The following is a 20,085-nucleotide window of genomic DNA, read 5'->3' as shown; positions in this document are numbered from 1 at the left end:
ACTTCTTGGGGTCAGTTCACAAGCCACGCCCCGACAGCATCAGTCTTCCAGCAACCACCATACCGCTTCGAACGGTCGCAGGGTGGTGGCCTGCGGCTGGACAGGCGCGTCGGCGTAGTTGCTCATCAGCGGACGCCACAAATCGGACGGTTCCACGCCTTCTGCCTGCCAGGCCAGCGGCTCGCGGCTGAGGTTGGCCACCACCAGCAGGCGTTGGCCATTCCAGCTCCGTTGATAGCACCACAATGCCGGGTGCGAAGGAGCCAGATCGCGATAGTCGCCATGGGTCAGCAGCGGATACTGCTTACGCAGGGTGATTAACTGGCGATAGGCGTAAAACACCGAATCCAGATCAGCCAGCGCCGCTTCGGCGTTGATCTGCGGGTAGTTTTCCGCGCAGCCAATCCACGGCGTACCCTGGGTGAAACCGGCGTTCGGCGCGGCGCTCCACTGCATCGGCGTGCGGCCGTTATCGCGTGATTTGCTGGCCAGGATCGCCAGCAGCTCGGCGTCACTTTTGCCCTGGGCGCTGAGTTCGGCGTACATGTTCAGGCTTTCCACATCGCGATACTGCCCGATGCGGCTAAAGCCCGGGTTGGTCATGCCGATCTCTTCGCCCTGATAAATATAAGGCGTGCCCTGCATGCCATGCAGCACCATCGCCAGCATTTTGGCGGCCGGTACCCGCAGTTCGCCTTCATCGCCGAAGCGTGAAACGATGCGCGGCTGATCGTGGTTACACCAAAACAGCGCGTTCCAGGCCTGATTGTGCATGCCCTGCTGCCAGTGGCGGAAAATCTGCTTGAGCTCGACATAATCGGGTGCCGCCAGGGTCCATTTTTCGCCACCGGCATAGTCCACCTTCAGGTGGTGGAAGTTGAAGGTCATCGACAGCTCTTCACCGCTCTGCGCCGCGTACTGCCGGCAATGCTCCAGCGTGGTGGAAGACATTTCCCCTACGGTCATCAGGCCGCGCGGCTGGAACACGTCGCGGCTCATTTCCTGCAAAAACTCATGAATGCGTGGGCCATCGGTGTAGAAACGGCGGCCGTCACCCTGACTATCTGACGGGAAATCCTGCTGCTTGGAGACCAAATTGATCACGTCGAGACGCAGGCCGTCGACGCCTTTGTCGGCCCAGAACTGACACACTTTCTTCAGCTCTTCGCGCACCGGTGGGTGCTCCCAGTTGAGATCTGCCTGTTCGGTGGCGAACAGGTGCAGATAATACTGGCCGCTGTCGGCGTGCCATTGCCAGGCGTTACCGCCAAACTTGGAGCGCCAGTTGTTCGGCAGGGCGTCACCTTCGCCGTCGCGCCAGACATAAAACTGACGGAATGGGCTGTCAGGATCCTGCGAGGCTTGGAACCACGGGTGCTCGGTCGAGGTGTGGTTGAACACCATGTCCATCACGATGCGGATGCTGCGCTGGTGGGCGGCGGCAATCAGACGGTCGAAATCCTCCATGGTGCCGTAGGCCGGGTCGATGGCGCAGTAGTCTGCCACGTCATAACCGTTGTCCACCTGTGGGGAGACATACACCGGCGTCAGCCAGATGGCATCGATCCCCAGCTCCTGCAGATAGTCCAGCCGCTCCGTCACACCGGCCAGATCGCCGTAGCCGTTACCGGTGCTGTCCTGAAAACTCTTCGGGTAGATTTGGTAGATGACACCGTTTTGCCACCAGGGGATTGGATTGCTCATAGTAATACCTTTGACTTGTGACAACGGGCCCGGCGTACCGGGCCCCTACATTTCAATCAGACCGGCAGCTCACCGCGGCTGGCTTTGCGTTTGTAGACCATGATGGTCAGCACCAGTGGGATCACCACGGCAACCAGGATCGCCACCGTGTAAATCATCCAGAACTGCGGTTTGATCGACAGGATGCCCGGCAAACCACCGACACCGATGCCGTTAGCCATCACGCCGTCCAGGCCGCAGATCAGCCCGGCAAAGGCGGAACCGATCATCGCGCACAGCATAGGGAAGCGGTACTTCAGGTTGATCCCGTACATCGCCGGTTCGGTGACGCCGAGGTAGGCCGAAATTGCCGCCGGCACCGAGATTTCACGTTCGTTGGCCTTGCGGCTGACAATGATAATGCCCAGCACCGCCGAAGCCTGCGCAATGTTGGACAGTGCAATCAGCGGCCAGACCGGGGTGCCGCCCATGCTTTGGATCATCTGCATATCGATGGCCAGCGTGGTCTGATGCACGCCGGTGATCACCAGCGGTGCGTACAGGAAACCAAACAGCGCGGCGCCAATTGGTGCGAAGCTGCCGGTCATCACGGCTTTTACCGCCCAGGCTACGCCATCGCCAATCATACGGCCGAATGGCCCGATAAATGCGTGTGCCAGGAACACCGCCAGCAGCAGTGAAACTACCGGCACCACTACCAGGTACAGGTAATCCGGCACGATCTTTTTCAGCCGGGTCTCAATCCAGCCCAGTGCCATACCGGCCAGCATGGAAGGGATTACCTGCGCCTGATAGCCGACTTTCTGAATGGTGAACCAGCCGAAGTTCCATACTTCCGGGATCTGCTGACCAAGCTGATAGGAGTTCATCAACTGCGGGGACACCAGCGTGATGCCCAACACGATACCCAGCACTGGCGTACCGCCCATTTTTTTCACCGTTGACCAGCAGATGGCGACCGGCAGGAACATGAAGATGGCTTCACCGAGCAACCACAGGAAGTCGTAGATGGTTTTCCACGCTGGGTGCATCTGCGCCAACGTTTGGCCGCCGGACATCGGGATGTCGCCGATCACGTTACGGAAACCGAGGATCAAACCGCCGCTGATTAAAGCAGGCAGCAGGGGGAAGAAGATTTCGGCGAAGTGCGAGATGGCGCGTTCGCTCCAGGTCATGTTCTGGCGCGCCGCCACCTTGGCCTGCTCTTTATCGGCTTCATTGACGCCGGTGGTGGCGATCAGGGCCTGGTAGTAATCCCCAACCTCGGGGCCGATCACCACCTGGAATTGCCCGGCGTTGGTGAAGCAGCCTTTGACCATCGGCAACTCTTCGATTTCTTTCGGTTTGGCCAGAGCTGGGTCATTGAGAACAAAACGCAGCCTGGTAATGCAGTGGCTGACGGTCGCGATATTCTCGCGCCCGCCCACCAGCACAATCAGGCGATCGATATCCTGCTGTTTTACTTTGCTCATTATTAGATACCTTTCTTGGTATGGGACTGCCGCAGAGGTGTTGTCGGAGTAATGATCAAAGCTTAGTCACTCCGCTTTTTTTATGAAATGGGAACGTTCCCGGTTTGGGGCGAGGATCACAAAACGATAAAAAATGACCATTTATGCGGCGGGGGAATTTGAGAGCCGGCCGAAACATCCGGAAATATTATCTTGAACAAGGGCATTGGCGGCTATAATGTCACCCTTAACAATCAATAAGTTGATTGTGATTAGTGGCACTCATTACTCCAATACGTTATGTGAGTGTTGCTACCACGTACTTTTTTCAAGGAAGAATGATGACTTTGACACTGCCTCGATTGCTTATTGCCTTCACCGCACTGTTGCTGAGTGCCTGTACCAGCCAAAAAAGCAGCCCGGAACGCCACGCCAAGCAGGCGATTTATCAAATGGCGCGAGAGGATTTTTCCCCAGAAATACGAACCCAAATTCCGGACTCGATAAAAGCCTCTATTCCGTTCTTTGACCAGTTCTATCAAATGGGGAAGGCCGATCGGGCCAAGGGATTGACGCGCCAGCAGGCAGAACAGCAGGAAGCCTATTTCCGCAGCCCTGAATTCCTCAGCGACGTGGGGAAGAAAGGGAAATTTATCAATCAGGAATATTCAGTGGATAACCCGCAAAAACAGCGGCAGATCCTGCTGGATTCCGCCGTGGCTACTTACTGGGATGGCTATGACGGCCGGCCTTGAGGGGAGGCTATCACACCACCTAAACACACCCGCCCTCAGGCGAGTTGGCTAGGCACGATGATCTGGCGGATGCCCTGTTCGCCGCTGAGTTGGCCCAGCAACTGTTGGGCGGCCTGCAGCCCGGCAGTGCCGTAGCCCAGATCAACTGAAAACGTCTCGGGGAACAGGAAGTTAAGCAGCGGGGTATTACCGATACCGCATACCTGCAGCGGGGCAATATGCTGTTGTTGCAGGTATTTAATCGCGCCGAGGGCGATGGTATCGGAGGCGCACACCAGCGCGGTGGTCCGGGCATCGATGGCCGAGGCGGCCAACTGGAAGCCACTCTGATAGCTCAGTTCACCCAAGGCCACGCTCGGGGTAATTTGCTGCTGGCGACAGGCGTCGAGGTAGGCCTGGTGGCGGCGCATACCGGTGGTGGCGTCCGACAGTTGCACCCCCAGGTAGCTGATATGTCGGTGGCCCTGCTGTTGCAGGCGATCCATCAGCAGCCGTACGGCGCCGTCGTCGTCGTAGCAAACCGAAGAAAAGCCCTCGTATTCGCGTGCCAGCACCACCATTTTATCCTGCCATGGGCTGAGCATGGCCGCCGTCAGGCCGGTGAAGCCGAACAGGATCACCCCGTCGACGTTGCGCTGCTGCAAGACGTGCAAATGTTCTTCCACCAGCCGGGTTTCGAACTGGCTTTCCATCACGATCGGGTCGAAGCCGTGCTGATACAGCAGCGGCAACATGGTGCGTACGGCCTGATTTTCGGACGGCGAATCGAGACGGGAAACGATAATCCCCACCACTTTGTCGCTCTGGCCGCGCATGGCACGTGCCGACTTGGACGGGGTAAACCCCTGCTGACGGATCACCGCTTCCACCCGTTCGCGGGTCTGCGGGCTCACGCTGCCTTCATTGTTCAACACACGTGATACGGTGGATTTACCTACGCCGCTCAGGCGTGCGATGTCCTTGATGGTCAGCCGGTTTTGCATGGTTTAATTTTCGTTGAGGTTAAAAGGCGTAAACTGGCGGCCTACGCTGAATGCCCGTCAGCATAGCCTATTTTCCGCAACGGATCTTGGCGCTGTGCAGGGATTTACGTACTGCGCTGAACGGCCGCTCTTGTCGTTTGATCTTTTCATTTACCGGAGGTTATCAACCGTATGGATCCCGATCCGACCCCGTTAGACCCTGACTCGGCTCCCCGGTAAAACCTGCCCGCTTTGCGCTGCTGTTTTACCGGTGAAGTAATAAACGGTAACCGGTAGCGCGCGCCCGTCGCTCGCTCCTGCTGCTATAAAAAAAGACAAGGATCTGCCCAGACAGAGGCTTTTTGGCGTGTCCAAAAACCCGGCTGGGGGCGATCCCGCGTTCACCCGCTGCCGTGAGGCAATGGGCGACGAGGTGCAAAAAATGAAACTAAAAAACATCCCCCGTCAGCTGCTGGGCCTGCTCAGCCGCAATTTACCGCGCCGTTTGGTGCACCGTGACAGCCTGTTGGATAGCCTGGGCGGCAAAGCACAGGGGTTGCCCGCCGGTCTGGCACAGCAGCGGCTGGAATGCGCTGCGGCTGATACCACCGAGCTTTACCTGCGTTTCCACAGCCACCCGGAAGGCATGACCGCCCATGAGGCGGAACGGGTGCGTGAACGCTGCGGTGAGAACGTGATTGACGATCAGCAGCAAGAGGCCTGGTGGCAGCACCTGTGGCACTGCTATCGCAACCCGTTCAACCTGCTGCTGACCGCGCTTGGCATGATCTCTTATGCTACCGAGGATCTGACCGGTGCACTGGTGATCGCCCTGATGGTGGTGATCTCCACGCTGCTGAATTTCATTCAGGAAGCGCGATCCAACAAGGCGGCAGACGCGCTGAAGGCGATGGTCAGCAATACCGCTACAGTAATTCGTAGTGACGCATTGACCGGTAAAAGCGAACATCTGGAACTGTCGATCTCGCAACTGGTGCCGGGCGATATCATCAAGTTGTCGGCAGGCGACATGATCCCGGCGGATCTGCGCGTGTTGTCGGCCAAGGATCTGTTTATCAGCCAGGCGGCGCTGACCGGCGAGTCGCTGCCGGTCGAGAAAGTCGCCGAGCTGCGCGGGCAGGTGGAGGATCCGCTGGAATGCCAAAACCTGTGCTTTATGGGCACCAACGTAGTGAGCGGCACCGCGCTGGCGATGGTGATTGGCACCGGCGGCGACACCTACTTCGGCCAGCTGGCGCAGCGCGTTATCAGTCAGGATCAGCAACCCAATGCCTTCCAGAGCGGGATCAGTAAAGTCAGTTGGTTGCTGATCCGTTTCATGCTGGTGATGACGCCAATTGTGCTGTTGATCAATGGTTACACCAAGGGCGACTGGTGGGAAGCGGCGCTGTTCGCGCTGTCGGTGGCGGTGGGGCTGACCCCGGAAATGCTGCCGATGATTGTCACTTCTACCCTGGCGAAAGGGGCGGTGAAACTGTCCAAACAGAAAGTGATCGTCAAGCGTCTGGACGCCATTCAGAACTTTGGCGCCATGGACATTTTGTGCACCGACAAAACCGGTACCCTGACTCAGGACAAAATCGTGCTGGAGCGCCACACCGACGTGTTTGGCGTCGCCAGCGACCGGGTGTTGCATTACGCCTGGCTGAACAGCTTCTATCAAACCGGGTTGAAAAACCTGCTCGATGTGGCGGTGCTGAGCTGCGCGGAACAGAGCCAGCAGCCGGATGCGCTGCAGCATTACCACAAGGTGGATGAGATCCCGTTTGATTTCGAACGCCGTCGGATGTCGGTAGTGGTGGCCAAAGACGCGCAATACCACGAGTTGATCTGCAAGGGTGCGCTGGAAGAGATGCTGGCGATTTGCAGCCACGTGCGGCAGGAAGATGAGGTGATCCCGTTGACCGAGGCGTTGCTGGCACGCATCCGGCGCGTTACCGACGATCTTAACCAGCAGGGGCTGCGGGTGGTGGCGGTGGCCAACAAGATCCTGCCGGCACAGGCTTACGAATATGGCGTGGCCGACGAATCCGATCTGATCCTCGAAGGCTATGTGGCCTTCCTCGATCCGCCAAAAGAGAGTACGGCACCGGCGTTGGCGGCGCTGAAAAACAGCGGCGTAACCGTGAAGATCCTCACCGGTGATAACGAACTGGTGGCGGCCAAGGTGTGCAAAGATGTTGGGCTGGCGGCGGATCACGTGCTGCGCGGCAGTGAAATCGAACAGATGAACGATGAGCAGCTGGCGCAGGCGGCGGCGCGTACTACTGTGTTCGCCAAGCTGACGCCGCTGCATAAGGAACGGATCGTCAAGCTGCTGCGTCAGCAGGGCCACGTGGTGGGCTTTATGGGCGACGGCATCAACGATGCACCGGCGCTGCGCGCGGCGGATATCGGTATTTCCGTCGATTCCGCGGTGGATATCGCCAAGGAGGCGGCGGACATTATCCTGCTGGAAAAAAGCCTGATGGTGCTGGAGCAGGGGGTGATCGAAGGCCGTCGCACCTTCGCCAACATGCTCAAATATATCAAGATGACCGCCAGCTCCAACTTCGGTAACGTCTTCAGCGTGCTGATTGCCAGCGCCTTTTTGCCGTTCCTGCCGATGTTGCCGCTGCACCTGCTGATCCAGAACCTGATGTATGACATTTCGCAGATCGCCATTCCGTTCGACAACGTCGATGACGATCAGATCACTCAGCCGCAGCGCTGGAACTCCGGTGATATTGGGCGCTTTATGGTGTTCTTTGGGCCGATCAGTTCGATCTTTGACGTGCTGACCTTCAGCCTGATGTGGTGGGTATTCAAGGCCAACACGCCGGAAATGCAGACGCTGTTCCAGTCCGGCTGGTTCGTTGAAGGGCTGCTGTCGCAAACGCTGATTGTGCATATGATCCGCACGCGTAAAATTCCGTTTATTCAGAGCCGTCCTTCGTGGCCGCTGTGCATCATGACCCTGGTGGTGATTGCCACCGGTATCGGCCTGACCTTCTCGCCGCTGGCCGGTTTCCTGCAGTTGCAGGCGCTGCCGCTCGGTTACTTCCCGTGGCTGGTGTTGATCCTGACTGGTTATATGGTGCTGACCCAGTGCGTGAAAGGCTGGTTTGTACGCCGCTACGGCTGGCAGTAATTCCCACGCCCCTCTTGCGTCCGCAGGAGGGGCATTTGTGATCCAACCCGGCTTTTCACCCTCGCTGTTGGACATCTGCCCTGTGCTCAGTCTTTATTTATAGCTTCGCTGTTTTTATTGATTTTTTTCCTCTGAGGAATTTCTGATGCACAGATCCCTGCGTTATACGCTACTGACTTCATCGTTATTACTTTCCCTGGGCGCGCTGGCGCAGCCGGCCGGTGATTTACCGCTGATGCCCTGGCCGCAGCAGGTGGAACTGACCCAGCCGGCGGGCAGGCTGGTGCTGGATCACCGGCTGTCGATTAACCTGCAGGGCGACGATCTGGCCGATGCGCTGCAGCGCTGGCGGCAACGTATTGAGCTGCAAACCGGCTGGACGCTGGCACCACAGGCAGCAAAAGCCGCAGGCGTGGTGATCAGCGTGAATATCAAAGACAAAGTGGCGGCGCAGCCGCTGCCGGGTAGCGATGAAAGCTATAAATTAACGGTGGCGCCACAGGGCGTTACGCTGACCGCCAATACCCGTTTCGGTGCGCTGCGTGGCATGGAGACCCTGCTGCAGCTGGTGCAGACCGACGGGCAGAACACCTTCCTGTCGCTGGTGAGCATCACCGACGTGCCGCGTTTTCCGTGGCGCGGGGTACTGCTGGATTCAGCGCGTCATTTCCTGCCGCTGGCGGACATCCTGCGCCAGCTTGACGGCATGGCGGCAGCCAAACTCAACGTGTTCCACTGGCACCTGACCGACGATCAGGGCTGGCGCTTTGCCTCTGAGCATTACCCCAAACTGCAACAGCAGGCCAGCGATGGCCAGTTCTACACCCGTGAACAGATGCAGCAGGTGGTGGCCTACGCCACGGCGCGTGGCATCCGGGTGGTGCCGGAAATCGATCTGCCGGGCCATGCTTCCAGTATCGCCGTGGCTTACCCGGAGTTGATGAGCGCGCCGGGGCCGTACACCATGGAGCGCAAATGGGGCGTACACCAACCGACGCTCGATCCCACCCGTGAGGAAGTTTATCAATTTGTCGACGCCATCATTGGCGAACTGGCGGCGATCTTCCCCGATCCTTACCTGCATATCGGCGGTGACGAGGTTGATGCCAGCCAGTGGAAGCAATCAAAAACCATTCAGGCCTTTATGCAGCAGCATCAGTTGGCGGACACCCACGCGCTGCAGGCCTACTTCAACCAGAAGCTGGAAAAAATCCTCGAGCAGCATCAACGGCAGATGGTCGGCTGGGATGAGATTTATCATCCGTCGCTGCCGCGCAGCATTGTCATTCAGTCCTGGCAGGGGCAGGACTCACTCGGGGCCAGTGCACAGGACGGCTATCAGGGCATTCTGTCCACCGGCTTCTACCTCGATCAACCGCAGAGCACGGCCTATCACTATCGCAATGAGATCCTGCCACAGCCGTTGGGGGTAGACACCCAGGTGCAGCCCGATGAAAAAGCGCAGAGCTGGCAGTTCAGCATGCCACGGCTGAAGGGCAGCGTAGTGGAAGGCAGTTTTACCCTGATTGAAGGGAAGCAGGGTTGGCGCGGCTTTATCGATTTCAAAGGTAAATCCCGCCGCGCCTTGCAGGATGTCGTCTGGCATTCACCGCAGCAGGTGAGCTTCCGTGTCGATACCTGGATGGGTGAGACGCGTCCGGTGTTCACGTTGGTGCAGGACCAACTCAGCGGGTATACGCTGGTGGGCAACGTGCGTTACCCGACCAGCGGCAGCCGGCTTGCGGCGATCCCGGAGGGCAAGATGCCGGTGGTGCCGGATGCGAAGCAGCAGGCCAATATTCTCGGTGGCGAGGCGGCGCTGTGGGCGGAGAACATCAGGGTGCCGATCCTCGATCTCAAGCTGTGGCCGCGTGGGTTTGCGGTGGCGGAGCGTTTGTGGTCGGCACAGGATGTGACCGATGAAAATAACATGTACCGGCGGCTGGCGGCGGTTGATGCCTGGTCGGTGGTCTCGGTGGGCTTGCAGCAGCATGCAGAGACCGCCCGCGAATTCACCCGGCTGGCGAACAGCGTGCAGATCGCGCCGCTGCAAACCCTGGCCGAGGCGGTGGAGCCGGGCCAGTACTACACCCGCCAGCACCTGAAATTCAAGGCCGGCAATTACCACCAGTTCGAACCGCTGAATCGCTTTGCCGACGCACTGCCACCGGAGAGTAATGCGGTGCGTGAGATGGGCCGACAGGTTGCGGCGTTAGTGAAAGATCGCAATGACCGGGCGGCAGCACAGGCGCTGCGTGAGCGTTTGCAACGCTGGCAGTTGAATACCGCGCCGGTGAAAACGGTGATTGCCGGTAACCGGGTGATGCAGGATCTGGCACCGGTGGCGCAGGATGTCGGTTCGTTGTCCGCACTGGGGCTGATGCTGTTGGAGCGTTATCAGCAGGGCAAGCCGTTGAGCCAGGCCGAAGCCGGGCAGATACAGCAGCAACTGGATGCGGCGGCGCAAATACGCGACGAAGTGGTGATTGCGGCGGTTTACCCGCTGGAGGCCTTGCTACGCGCCAGCGCGATCGAATGAGGTCAGTATCGTTGGGCTCAGCATGCGTAGGGGCTCCACATGCTGAGCCCTAAAAAAACTACAGCTGCAACGGTGGCAACTGTTTGAAAATGCTGACCAGCCCTTCGCCCCAGCCTTTGCGGATAGCGCTGAAATGCGGATGATCTTCGGTGATGCGGTACTGCTGTGCGCTGCTGAAACTGTCGCGTGGGTAAATCATCACGTCGAGCGGCAGGCCGACCGACAGGTTGCTGCGCAGCGTGGAGTCGAGAGAGATCAGCGCGCACTGCATCGCCTGTTCCAGTGGAGTGTGGTAATTCAGCACCCGATCGATAATCGGTTTGCCGTATTTGCTTTCACCAATCTGGAAATAGGGCGTATCGCGGGTGGCTTCGATAAAGTTGCCCTGCGGGTAGATATGGAATAACTGCATCTCCTCGCCATGGATCTGGCCGCCGAGCAGCAGGCTGCAACTGAAGTCGGTAGTGCTGCCGCTTTGCTGGGCTTCGCTGTCGCGTTGGATCACTTCTCGCACCGTTTCACCCACCAGGGTGGCGGCTTCGTACATGCTGGGGGCATTCAGCAGGTTGGGGCGCTCGGCGTCCTTGCAGCGGCGCTGCAGCAGGCTGATGATGCTTTGGGTCGTCGCCAGATTGCCAGCGCTTTGCAGCACCAGCATGCGTTCGCCATCCTGCTGGAACACGTGCAGTTTACGGAAGGTGGAGATATGGTCCACTCCGGCATTGGTGCGTGAATCAGAAGCAAAGACCAGCCCGGATGCCAAGCGCATGGCCACACAATAGGTCATTCCACAATCCCTCAAAACAAGACTGGCACGCCGCCAAACGCCAGCGTGCCGTAAACCTTCACCTTCGGCAAGAGGCTATTGTCCGGTGGGCATCATCTGCACTTCGGCCATGGTCTGCATATTCTCGCAGCCGCCGCCGAGTCGCATGCCACGTACCGGGCAGGCGTCCAGATAGTCGATGCCCACCGCCAGCTTAAGGTGTTGATTCGGCAGGCGAGTGTTATTGGTGACGTCAAAACTGTGCCAGCGTTCGTCTACCCAGGCTTCTGCCCAGGCGTGGGTAGCCACGTGCGTTGAGTCCTCGCTGTAGAGATAACCGCTGACATAGCGCGCCGGAATATTCAGGCTGCGGCAACAGGCCAGGAACACGTGGGTATGATCCTGGCAGACGCCGGTACCGGTCGCGAACGCTTGAGCCGCGCTGTCGGTGACGCTGGTAGAGCCCGGGGTGTAAGGCATTTTCAGCAGCAGTTCGCCCATCAGATTTTCCAACCCTTCCAGCACCGCCTGCGGTTGATAGTAGCGCAGGGCGAACGCCTGGATCGCACTGTCGGGCTGGGTCAGCGGGCTGTGGCGCAGGAACACCAGCGGTGACAGATGCCCCATCACCTGATCCTCTACGCCATCTTCTATTTCCACCACGCCGTTGGCCTGAATGGTGATCGCCTGATGCGGATGATCCAGCGTCAGTACGTGCAGTACGTTGCCGAAGGCGTCGGTGGTACATACCGCATCTTCCGGCAGCGTCAGTTGCCAGGAGATGATGCGCTGGTGCTGCGAATTCTGTGGCGTCAGACGCAGATACTGGGTGCTGCGCTGCACCTGCTGGGCGTAGGTATAATGGGTATTGTGCTCAATGTTAAGTTTCATTGTGCCTCCAGATAAGTGTGATGGATGCTCTCCGCAATGCCGCCAATCTGCCCGAGAAACGCGTCCAGCCAGTCGTTCAGGCCGACCTGGTTCAGATCCTTCATGCTGCTGAAACGCAGTTCGGCGTGCAGCGTGTGTGCCAGTCGGCGTGGCTGATTCGAACGGTTGCCGCCAATCTGTTCCAGTTGCTGCACCATATCGCCGACGCAGGCCAGCAGGGAGCGCGGGATTTCGTTACGCAGGATCATCAGTTCGGCAATGGTGTCGCGGCTGAGCTGTTGCTTGTAGATGCTGTGATAGGCCTCGCGCGCGCTGACTGCCCGCAGCAGCGTGTCCATGCGGTAATACTCGCGCACCGGGTCGCCGTCGCTGTCCATTAGCGCGTTCTTCACCCCCAGCAGGCGGGCGGTGCTGTCGGCCCGCTCCAGCAGAGTGCCGAGGCGGATAAAGCACATCGCGTCGCTGCGCAGCAGGGTGCCGAACATCGCGCCGCGAAACAGGTGCGAACGTTCTTTCACCCAGTCGAAGAAGGCATCCGCCCCCACCGAGCCGATGCCCTGGCGGCGGATCAGCTTCATCTCGATCCAGGTGGCGTTAATGCACTCCCAAACCTCGGAAGACAGGCTGCCGCGCACCGCATGGGCATTGTTCCAGCCCATCTGCAGACAGCTGTAAATGCTGCTGTGGTTGCGGCTGTCGAGCGCAAAAAAGCTCACCAGATTGGCCATGGTCAGGTCAGGATAGGCGGCGGCGTACAACTGACCGGTACTGGTCAGATTGAGCGGCACCTGCAGATCCTGATCTTCGCTGTCACGGATCGGCATCATCGACAGCTTGTTGGTGACGTCGAGCACCCGGGCGATGCTTTCTGCCCGCTCCAGATAGCGGGCCATCCAATAGAGTTCACTGGCAGTTCGGCTCAGCATGCGTCGTCCTCCAACACCCAGGTATCCTTGGTTCCCCCGCCTTGCGACGAGTTGACCACCAGTGAGCCCTGCGCCAGCGCCACGCGTGTCAGGCCACCGGGCACCAGCCGAATTTCCGCCCCGCTGAGGGCAAACGGCCGCAAATCGATATGCCGTGGTGCCAGGCCGTCGTTGACGAAGGTCGGGCAGGTCGACAGCGCCAGCGTGTTTTGCGCAATGTAATTGTGCGGTTTGGCCAGCAGCAGGGTGCGGAAGTGGGCGATTTCGTCTTTGCTCGCCGCCGGGCCGATCAGCATGCCGTAACCACCGGCACCGTGGACCTCTTTCACCACCATCTGTTCCAGATTCGCCAGCACGTAAGACAGCTCATTTTTGTGACGGCATTGCCAGGTCGGCACGTTATTGAGGATCGGTTCTTCCTGCAGATAGAAACGCACCATGTCCGGTACGTACGGATAGATCGACTTGTCGTCGGCCACGCCGGTACCTATGGCATTGGCCAGCACCACGTTGCCGGTGCGATACACCGACAGCAGCCCCGGCACACCGAGCATCGAGTCCGGGCGGAACGCCAGCGGATCGAGGAAGGCGTCATCTACCCGACGGTAGATCACGTCCACCTTGCAAGGCCCGGCGGTGGTGCGCATAAAGACCGCGCCGTCCTTGACGAACAGATCGGCACTTTCCACCAGTTCAACCCCCATCTGCTGCGCCAGGAAGCTGTGTTCGAAATAGGCGCTGTTAAAGCGGCCCGGCGTCAGCACCACCACGGTGGGATCGTTAATCGGTGAGCTTTCACGCAGGGTTTGCAGCAGGTGTGACGGGTAGCGTTCTACCGGTGCGATGCGCTGCTGGGCGAACAGCTCCGGGTACAGACGCATCATCATCTTGCGGTTTTCCAGCATGTAGGACACGCCGGACGGGGTGCGCAGGTTGTCTTCCAGCACGTAATACTGGCCGTCGCCGCTGCGCACCATATCTACGCCAACGATGTGCGCGTAAATATTGCGGTGCAGGTCGACCCCTTGCATGCAGGGCTGGTACTGATCGTTGGCCAGCACCTGTTCTGCCGGAATGATCCCGGCTTTCAGAATATGCTGTTGATGGTAAATATCGTGCAGAAAGGCGTTGAGCGCCTGGACGCGCTGGCGAATACCGCGATCGAGCATCGCCCATTCGTCGGCAGGAATGATGCGCGGCACGCTGTCGAACGGGATCAGCCGTTCTGCGCCATCATCCTCACCATAAACGTTAAAGGTAATACCCACCCGGTGAAACAGCAGTGCAGCCTCTTCCCTTTTGCGCTGAATGGCCTTTTGATCGGCCTGTTGCAGCCAATGCCAGTAAGCTTCGTAGTGGCCCCGGTGTTTACCCTCAGCCAGAAGCATCTCATCAAAAAACGGTGAAGCGGACAGATCGATATTCAGCATCGTCACCTCGTCGACATTGCAGGCTGTAAACCGATCCAGCATAAAATGTGCCAAGGTGATAAAGGGGCGTAAATGGCGCGAAAACACCGGGTTGCGGCGTGAAATAGCCCGCTTTCGGTGCAGCCGACCCGGCCACCGCCTTAAAACGGGGCAAAACTGCGGCGCGTGCCTCAAACTCTAAACCCAGCAGTGGATGCCTCGAAGACAGAATGAAAAGTGCGTTATAAAATTGAAGTCGTATTTCTAACGTATTAATTTATAAAGTATTCAAGGGACTGATAATGCCGCATGATTTTAATGTTCAGGAGCTGGGACAAAGGGTATTAGCTACAACCAATGAAATCTTTGCTGCCGGTGAACATAACATTCGGGTGCAAATGTTAACCGCCGAGGATTTGGAATGGTGCATTGTGCAGACGCGCCAACAGCCTGAAAATCAGCGTATCCCTTGGGCGTTGAGCGGAGCGGTGCTGGATAATCCCGATGCTTTCAGATTTAGCTTTAAAATTCTGGATGCGGATCAAAGGCCGGCTGGTGCCTGTATATGTCAGTTTTGCCCCGCGACAGGCAATATGCCTGCGGTGCTCAATGTTGAAATGCTGCAAAATTTCCACATCCAAGACTCGTGTCTTGATGGCAATACCTTTCGCTTTGCTCTCTATGCAGCCGTGTTGTTCATGGTCGAAACCCAATGCGTAGGCTTGCGGCTAATATCACCGATCAATGCGAGAGTCGCTGATTACTACATCAATGAACATCACTTTATTGATATCACCTCAGGTGATAATGGCATTCTCTATCGTGATGCACAGGCTTTATTCCAATGGTTTATCGAAGACTCAATCCGTCCAGATTCATCGGCCTCGGTTGATGCTGCACAATATTTGAGCGACAATGATGACCTGCTGACGGGATTATAGGGGGTGATATGGTCATTAAAACTACAGGTCGGATTGTAGCGGAAACTGCTTTCTATGAGCTGGAAGTGTATAAAGCCGAAGGGGAAGGGCTGACAATGGTCAAAACCTATAGCTCTGAGGAGATTAACAGCCTGACGCCACGTGGGAGGGCAATTACCGCCTCACCTGAGGATGTGATAGCGGTTTTGAAACAAGCAGCCAAGCACATTAAACCTCAAAATGATCCGATTATCGAAGCTGCCGGTGGTATCCGTCGAAACCGAACCCATAAGTAATCAGCAATGGCCGCAATAGCGGCCATTAGATTATTCAGTTCAATAATCACCTTTCACATTTCCGGGCGCCCTGGTCTTTATACCTGCAATGATTGCTGTGAAGTGCCGATAGACTGGCGCAGATAATTCAGCAGCATTTGCCGGGTAAAGCGCGGCTCTTCGATCCCGCTGTGCTGCAGAAAATACTTCAGGTTGCTGCAATCCCATTGGTAGGTATTTTGGTAGAGCTGCACCGTCGATTGACCATTCACCATATTGTCCCTGAACAGGCTGAGCAACGGATAGAGCGGCGCATCGCCGTTATGTTCCCACTGCGCCCGCCACTGTTCGAAGGGCAGCGGCCGGAAACGGTAGCCGAATTCGCGCTCCAGCAGGTTGAAGAAGCCCTGCAACGTCAGGTTATTCTGGTGCTGGTGGATCAGGTTGAATTTCTTCCCCAGCGCCTGCGGATTGCGGCTGACATGCGCAATGGCCTGGGTCATATAGTCCACCGTCGTCAGGCCTTCGCGCAGATCCTGCAATGCCGGTAGCGTGCCGCTGGCAATGCAGGTTTTCACCAGCCGTCCCCACCATTGATAACTGGCACTGACGCCGGTTCGGCTGTGGCAGGTGGCGTACCCCAGACGGAAGGTCATCAGCGGTAAACCTTGCGATGCCGCCAGGTCGGCTATTTTCTCCATCACCCATTTGCTGCGTACGTAGCCGATGTCGGTGATCACCGCCGGCAGGTTCTGATCGATATCGTCACTTTCCCGCATCACCCGTTTGCCGGTGTGCAGATGCCCCCAGCTATAGACCGAAATCGTCGACAACAACATCAGCGGCTTGGTGCGCTGGTGGGCGGCAAAGCGAATGATTTCACGCAGGCCCTGCACGTTGTCGCGTTTCATATAAGAATAGGGTTGGATAAAGTTCACCGCGCTCGCCGAGTGATAAATGATATCGACCTGCTGGCTCAGCGCAGCATAGCGCTCGGGTGACAGGGCGAAATCCTGCTCCGCCACGTCACCGGGGACCAGATGGATCCGTGCGCGCTGTTCGGCGGATAAAGCAATCTGATAGCGGGCCAGGATCTCATCGAGTCGTCGTTGAGGGGACTGCTGGTGGCGATCCCGTACCAGGCAATGCAGTTCGGCGCGGGTGGTGGTCAGTAGCTCCGCCAGCAAATGCGCGCCGACAAATCCGGTGGCCCCGGTGAGTAAAATGGCTTTGGGCGAGCTTATTTGCCGCAGGTCATAATCCGGGTTGAAGGTGACGCCCTCGGGCAGCCAGACATCGTCCTGCAGAGCACGCACCGGTTCGCTGTCTACCGTTGGCAGAGCATGGCCGCTGCGCTCATCCAGCGCTTGTGCCAGACGGTTTATCGTTGGGTACTCATAAATATCGCGTACATAGACTTTAATCCCAAGCTGCTGGTCGATGGCCGTCACCAGCTTTGCGGCCAGCAGTGAATGGCCGCCGACGTCGAAAAAGTTGTCGTCGGCACGGATATCGGTCATCCCCAACAGGTTGCGCCAAAGGGTGGCAATGGCTTGCCGACGGCCGGTTAGCGTTTCGGTTACCGTCGGTTGATCCGGGCGGGAGAGGGCCAGCAGGGCGGCCTTATCGGTTTTGCCGTTGGCGTTGATCGGCAGACGTTCCAGCAGCAGGTAGTCGGCGGGCAGAAAGTAGGACGGCAGTGTTTCCTTCAACCGTTGCTTCACGCGTTCGAGTAACTCAGGGGCATTTTTGTCGGCCACCAGAAAGGCCAGAATCTGTTTGTTGGCTGGATCCTGTGGCTGGGTGACGATGGCGACGGCTGCCTTCACGCCTGCAACCTGCGCCATAATGCTTTCTATTTCCCCCAACTCCACCCGATTGCCGCGGATTTTGATTTGGTCGTCGATGCGGCCGAGAAACTGGATACGCTGGTCCGGCAGCCAGCGTGCCCGATCGCCACTGCGATAGAGACGTTTACCGGCGAAATGTGGCGGCGTAATAAATTTTTCGGCAGTGAGCTGCGGGTTATTCAGGTAGCCACGCGCCAGGCAACTGCCGCTGATGTAAAGCTCGCCGGGCTGCTGGTCGCGGACCGGTTGCAGGTTGTCGTCGAGAATGAAGATCTCGGTATCCGCCACCGGTCGGCCGATGGTGGCAGGGGCATGTTGTGTCGCACAGCGGACCGGATTCCAGGTGGCGAAGATGGTCGCTTCCGTCGGACCGTAGTAATCCACCAACGGATAATTTATCCCGCTGAGATCGACCGGGTTGAGTTTTTCCCCGGCGGTAAACAGGTAACTCAGCGCCAGCTTTTCCGGCTGCGGCGCGCTGACGATGTCTGCCACCAGCACCGTGGGGACAAAAGCATGGGTGATCTGGTGGTGCGCAAAAAAGTTGAGCAGGGCAGAGGGTTGCAAGCGGGTCTCTTCATCCGGTAAATACAGCGTGCCGCCGCTGGTCAATGCCGCCCAGATTTCCCACTGCGCCACATCAAAGCCGATGCCGGCCATCAGCGTTGAACGACTTTGGTGATCCACCGCGAATTTTTGGTTATGCCAGAGAACAATATTCAGCAGTGAATGATGCTCAATCATCACTCCCTTGGGGCTGCCCGTGGTGCCGGAGGTGAAAATAATATAGGCCGTTGCATTCCCTTTTGGCTTTATTAATTCAAAGGGCAATAATTCACCTGAGGTTATATTATCAATCACAAGGGGATTTATGCTCGAGTCTTTTATTTCAAAATCGATTGCTAAGTTACTTAATATTATTGTTTTAGACGCACTTTGTCTGACGATATCTTGAATTCTTTTTTCAGGGTATCGGGCATCGATGGGAATATAGCTGGCACCGGCTTTGATAATCGCCAGCATGCCGATCAGTAATTCCGGCGTGCGCAGTGCCACCAGAGGCACATAGTCACCAGGGCTGATACCCTGCTGTTGCAACCGACCACAGAGTTGGTTACTGGCATCATCCAGTTGCCGATAAGTGAGGCGCTTATTGTTACTGACTATCGCCAACTTCTCGGGGAAATAAGCAACCTGTTGGATAAAATGATCCAATACGCTTTGAGCCATGGGTATATTCTCCTGAGATTATTAGTCTGATCAACAAACTACGAAGAGTCATGGCCCGGCCGGGTGAAGAATAATTATAGACGCATTTTTATTATGGGAATGAAAATATATTGAGAATGGAGTTATCTTTATAAAATAACTGGAATAATAATTTTCCTAAAATAAAAACGGCCAGCCGATGGCTGACCGCTGGGCGCGTTAGCGTGGAATTAACGACGAACGGCGATGGCTTCGATTTCGATCTTCACGTCTTTCGGCAGACGGGCAACTTCGACGCAAGAACGGGCCGGGAACGGCGCGCTGTGCTCGGTGAAGAAGCTTTCGTAAGCGGCGTTAACGGTGGCGAAATCGTTCAGATCTTTTACGAAGACCGTGGTTTTCACGATGTCGGCGACTTTCAGGCCGGCAGCTTCAACGATCGCTTTAACGTTTTCCAGTGACTGGCGTGCCTGTGCGGCTACGTCGTCGGCAACGGCGCCGGTTTTAGGATCGACCGGGATCTGGCCGGAAGTGATGATCATGCTGCCCAGATCAACGCCCTGCACGTAAGGACCAATGGCTGCCGGGGCGAGTTCAGTGCTGATAATACGTGACATTTTTTCTCCTGATATACCCTTCGTCTTTCAAACCGCAGCGTTGTGGGCTGCGTGGCTCACCGTAGGGGACGAATAAATTCGTCCCGATTCATTTGGGCGCTGCATGCAGCGCCCCTACGGGGACTTCCATTATAGGCAGTCGCCGGGAGAATAACAGTGCCGTCCCCGGGCGAAAACAGCAGATTCAGTCTGCCTGCAATACCACCTGATGTTCGAACTCTTTCTCGCAGTAGCGGCACTTCAGGTGCACGTCGCCGTCGCGGGATTTCACGCTAAAGCTGGAAGACACCGGCTCGCTGCGGCTGATGCAGTTGCTGTTCGGGCAGGTCAGCACGCCGTCGATATGATCCGGCAGGCTGAGGGTCAGCTTGCGTACCACTTCGTAATTGTCGATGCGGTTGACGGTGGCTTTTGGCGCGTACATCGCCAGCTGGTTGGCCTGCTGTTCGGTCAGGAAGGTGTTCTCGATTTTGATCAGGTCTTTGCGGCCCAGCTCGTTGGAAGGCAGGTTCAGGCCGATAGTGATGCGCTGGTCGGTGGCGGTCAGCTTGAACAGCGTCAGCAGCTTAAAACCTATCTGCGCCGGAATATGGTCAATCACCGTACCGCACTTGATCGCTTCAACCTGCAGTTTGTTATCGTGAGTCATGACGGTTCCCC

Annotated in this window: 15 protein-coding genes; 5 read left to right on the top strand and 10 right to left on the bottom strand. The window is 57.3% G+C overall.

What is annotated here, in order from left to right; translation table 11 throughout:
* Positions 1-39: 39 nt before the first annotated feature.
* Positions 40-1,704, bottom strand: coding sequence for an alpha,alpha-phosphotrehalase (gene treC, locus BEI65_RS21840; protein WP_099065071.1), 1,665 nt, complete (start codon positions 1,702-1,704; stop codon positions 40-42).
* Positions 1,705-1,760: 56 nt separating this feature from the next.
* Positions 1,761-3,176, bottom strand: a complete 1,416-nt coding sequence (gene treB / locus BEI65_RS21835) for a PTS trehalose transporter subunit IIBC (protein ID WP_012004987.1) — start codon at positions 3,174-3,176, stop codon at positions 1,761-1,763.
* A 317-nt stretch (positions 3,177-3,493) separates the two neighbouring features.
* On the opposite strand from treB, the gene BEI65_RS21830 reads away from it, so the two are divergent.
* Positions 3,494-3,910: an Exc2 family lipoprotein gene (locus tag BEI65_RS21830; protein WP_232519139.1), complete on the top strand. Its 417-nt coding sequence runs from the start codon at positions 3,494-3,496 to the stop codon at positions 3,908-3,910.
* Between the two features lie 35 nt (positions 3,911-3,945).
* Here the strand turns inward: BEI65_RS21830 and treR are convergent, their stop codons facing one another.
* On the bottom strand, positions 3,946-4,893 hold the full coding sequence (gene treR, locus BEI65_RS21825) for a trehalose operon repressor TreR (RefSeq protein ID WP_099065069.1): 948 nt from the start codon (positions 4,891-4,893) through the stop codon (positions 3,946-3,948).
* 421 nt (positions 4,894-5,314) lie between these two features.
* Between treR and mgtA the strand changes: the two genes are divergently transcribed.
* Positions 5,315-8,023, top strand: coding sequence for a magnesium-translocating P-type ATPase (gene mgtA / locus BEI65_RS21820; protein ID WP_099065073.1), 2,709 nt, complete (start codon positions 5,315-5,317; stop codon positions 8,021-8,023).
* Between the two features lie 145 nt (positions 8,024-8,168).
* Complete coding sequence (locus BEI65_RS21815) at positions 8,169-10,562, top strand: beta-N-acetylhexosaminidase (protein ID WP_099065068.1); 2,394 nt, start codon at positions 8,169-8,171, stop codon at positions 10,560-10,562.
* A gap of 58 nt (positions 10,563-10,620) precedes the next feature.
* Here the strand turns inward: BEI65_RS21815 and BEI65_RS21810 are convergent, their stop codons facing one another.
* From BEI65_RS21810 to BEI65_RS21795, 4 genes are all read right to left on the bottom strand, one after another.
* Positions 10,621-11,349: a proteasome-type protease gene (locus BEI65_RS21810; RefSeq protein ID WP_085119528.1), complete on the bottom strand. Its 729-nt coding sequence runs from the start codon at positions 11,347-11,349 to the stop codon at positions 10,621-10,623.
* 75 nt (positions 11,350-11,424) lie between these two features.
* The gene (locus BEI65_RS21805; RefSeq protein ID WP_085119529.1) at positions 11,425-12,219 is read right to left on the bottom strand and encodes a transglutaminase family protein; all 795 of its coding nucleotides are present in this window, start codon (positions 12,217-12,219) and stop codon (positions 11,425-11,427) included.
* Entirely contained in the window at positions 12,216-13,145 is a 930-nt protein-coding gene (locus tag BEI65_RS21800) for an alpha-E domain-containing protein (protein WP_099065067.1), read from the bottom strand. The genes BEI65_RS21805 and BEI65_RS21800 overlap by 4 nt, the downstream gene beginning before the upstream one ends.
* On the bottom strand, positions 13,139-14,575 hold the full coding sequence (locus BEI65_RS21795) for a circularly permuted type 2 ATP-grasp protein (RefSeq protein WP_099065072.1): 1,437 nt from the start codon (positions 14,573-14,575) through the stop codon (positions 13,139-13,141). Before BEI65_RS21795 ends, BEI65_RS21800 begins: the two co-directional genes overlap by 7 nt.
* A gap of 281 nt (positions 14,576-14,856) precedes the next feature.
* On the opposite strand from BEI65_RS21795, the gene BEI65_RS21790 reads away from it, so the two are divergent.
* On the top strand, positions 14,857-15,495 hold the full coding sequence (locus tag BEI65_RS21790; RefSeq protein WP_198404496.1) for a hypothetical protein: 639 nt from the start codon (positions 14,857-14,859) through the stop codon (positions 15,493-15,495).
* An 8-nt stretch (positions 15,496-15,503) separates the two neighbouring features.
* Positions 15,504-15,770 (top strand): hypothetical protein, encoded by a 267-nt coding sequence (locus tag BEI65_RS21785; RefSeq protein WP_099065066.1) that lies wholly within the window; start codon positions 15,504-15,506, stop codon positions 15,768-15,770.
* A 77-nt stretch (positions 15,771-15,847) separates the two neighbouring features.
* Here the strand turns inward: BEI65_RS21785 and BEI65_RS21780 are convergent, their stop codons facing one another.
* The 3 genes from BEI65_RS21780 to pyrI form a co-directional block, all read right to left on the bottom strand.
* Positions 15,848-18,829 (bottom strand): amino acid adenylation domain-containing protein, encoded by a 2,982-nt coding sequence (locus BEI65_RS21780; protein WP_099065065.1) that lies wholly within the window; start codon positions 18,827-18,829, stop codon positions 15,848-15,850.
* A gap of 209 nt (positions 18,830-19,038) precedes the next feature.
* Positions 19,039-19,425, bottom strand: a complete 387-nt coding sequence (gene ridA, locus BEI65_RS21775; RefSeq protein ID WP_085119531.1) for a 2-iminobutanoate/2-iminopropanoate deaminase — start codon at positions 19,423-19,425, stop codon at positions 19,039-19,041.
* 184 nt (positions 19,426-19,609) lie between these two features.
* Entirely contained in the window at positions 19,610-20,074 is a 465-nt protein-coding gene (pyrI, locus tag BEI65_RS21770) for an aspartate carbamoyltransferase regulatory subunit (RefSeq protein ID WP_020825003.1), read from the bottom strand.
* Positions 20,075-20,085 lie beyond the last annotated feature (11 nt).

Origin of the sequence: Serratia sp. BW106 (genome assembly GCF_002607755.1) — a bacterium.
Lineage (GTDB): Bacteria > Pseudomonadota > Gammaproteobacteria > Enterobacterales > Enterobacteriaceae > Serratia > Serratia proteamaculans.
This window is presented reverse-complemented; position numbering and strand designations above follow the sequence as displayed.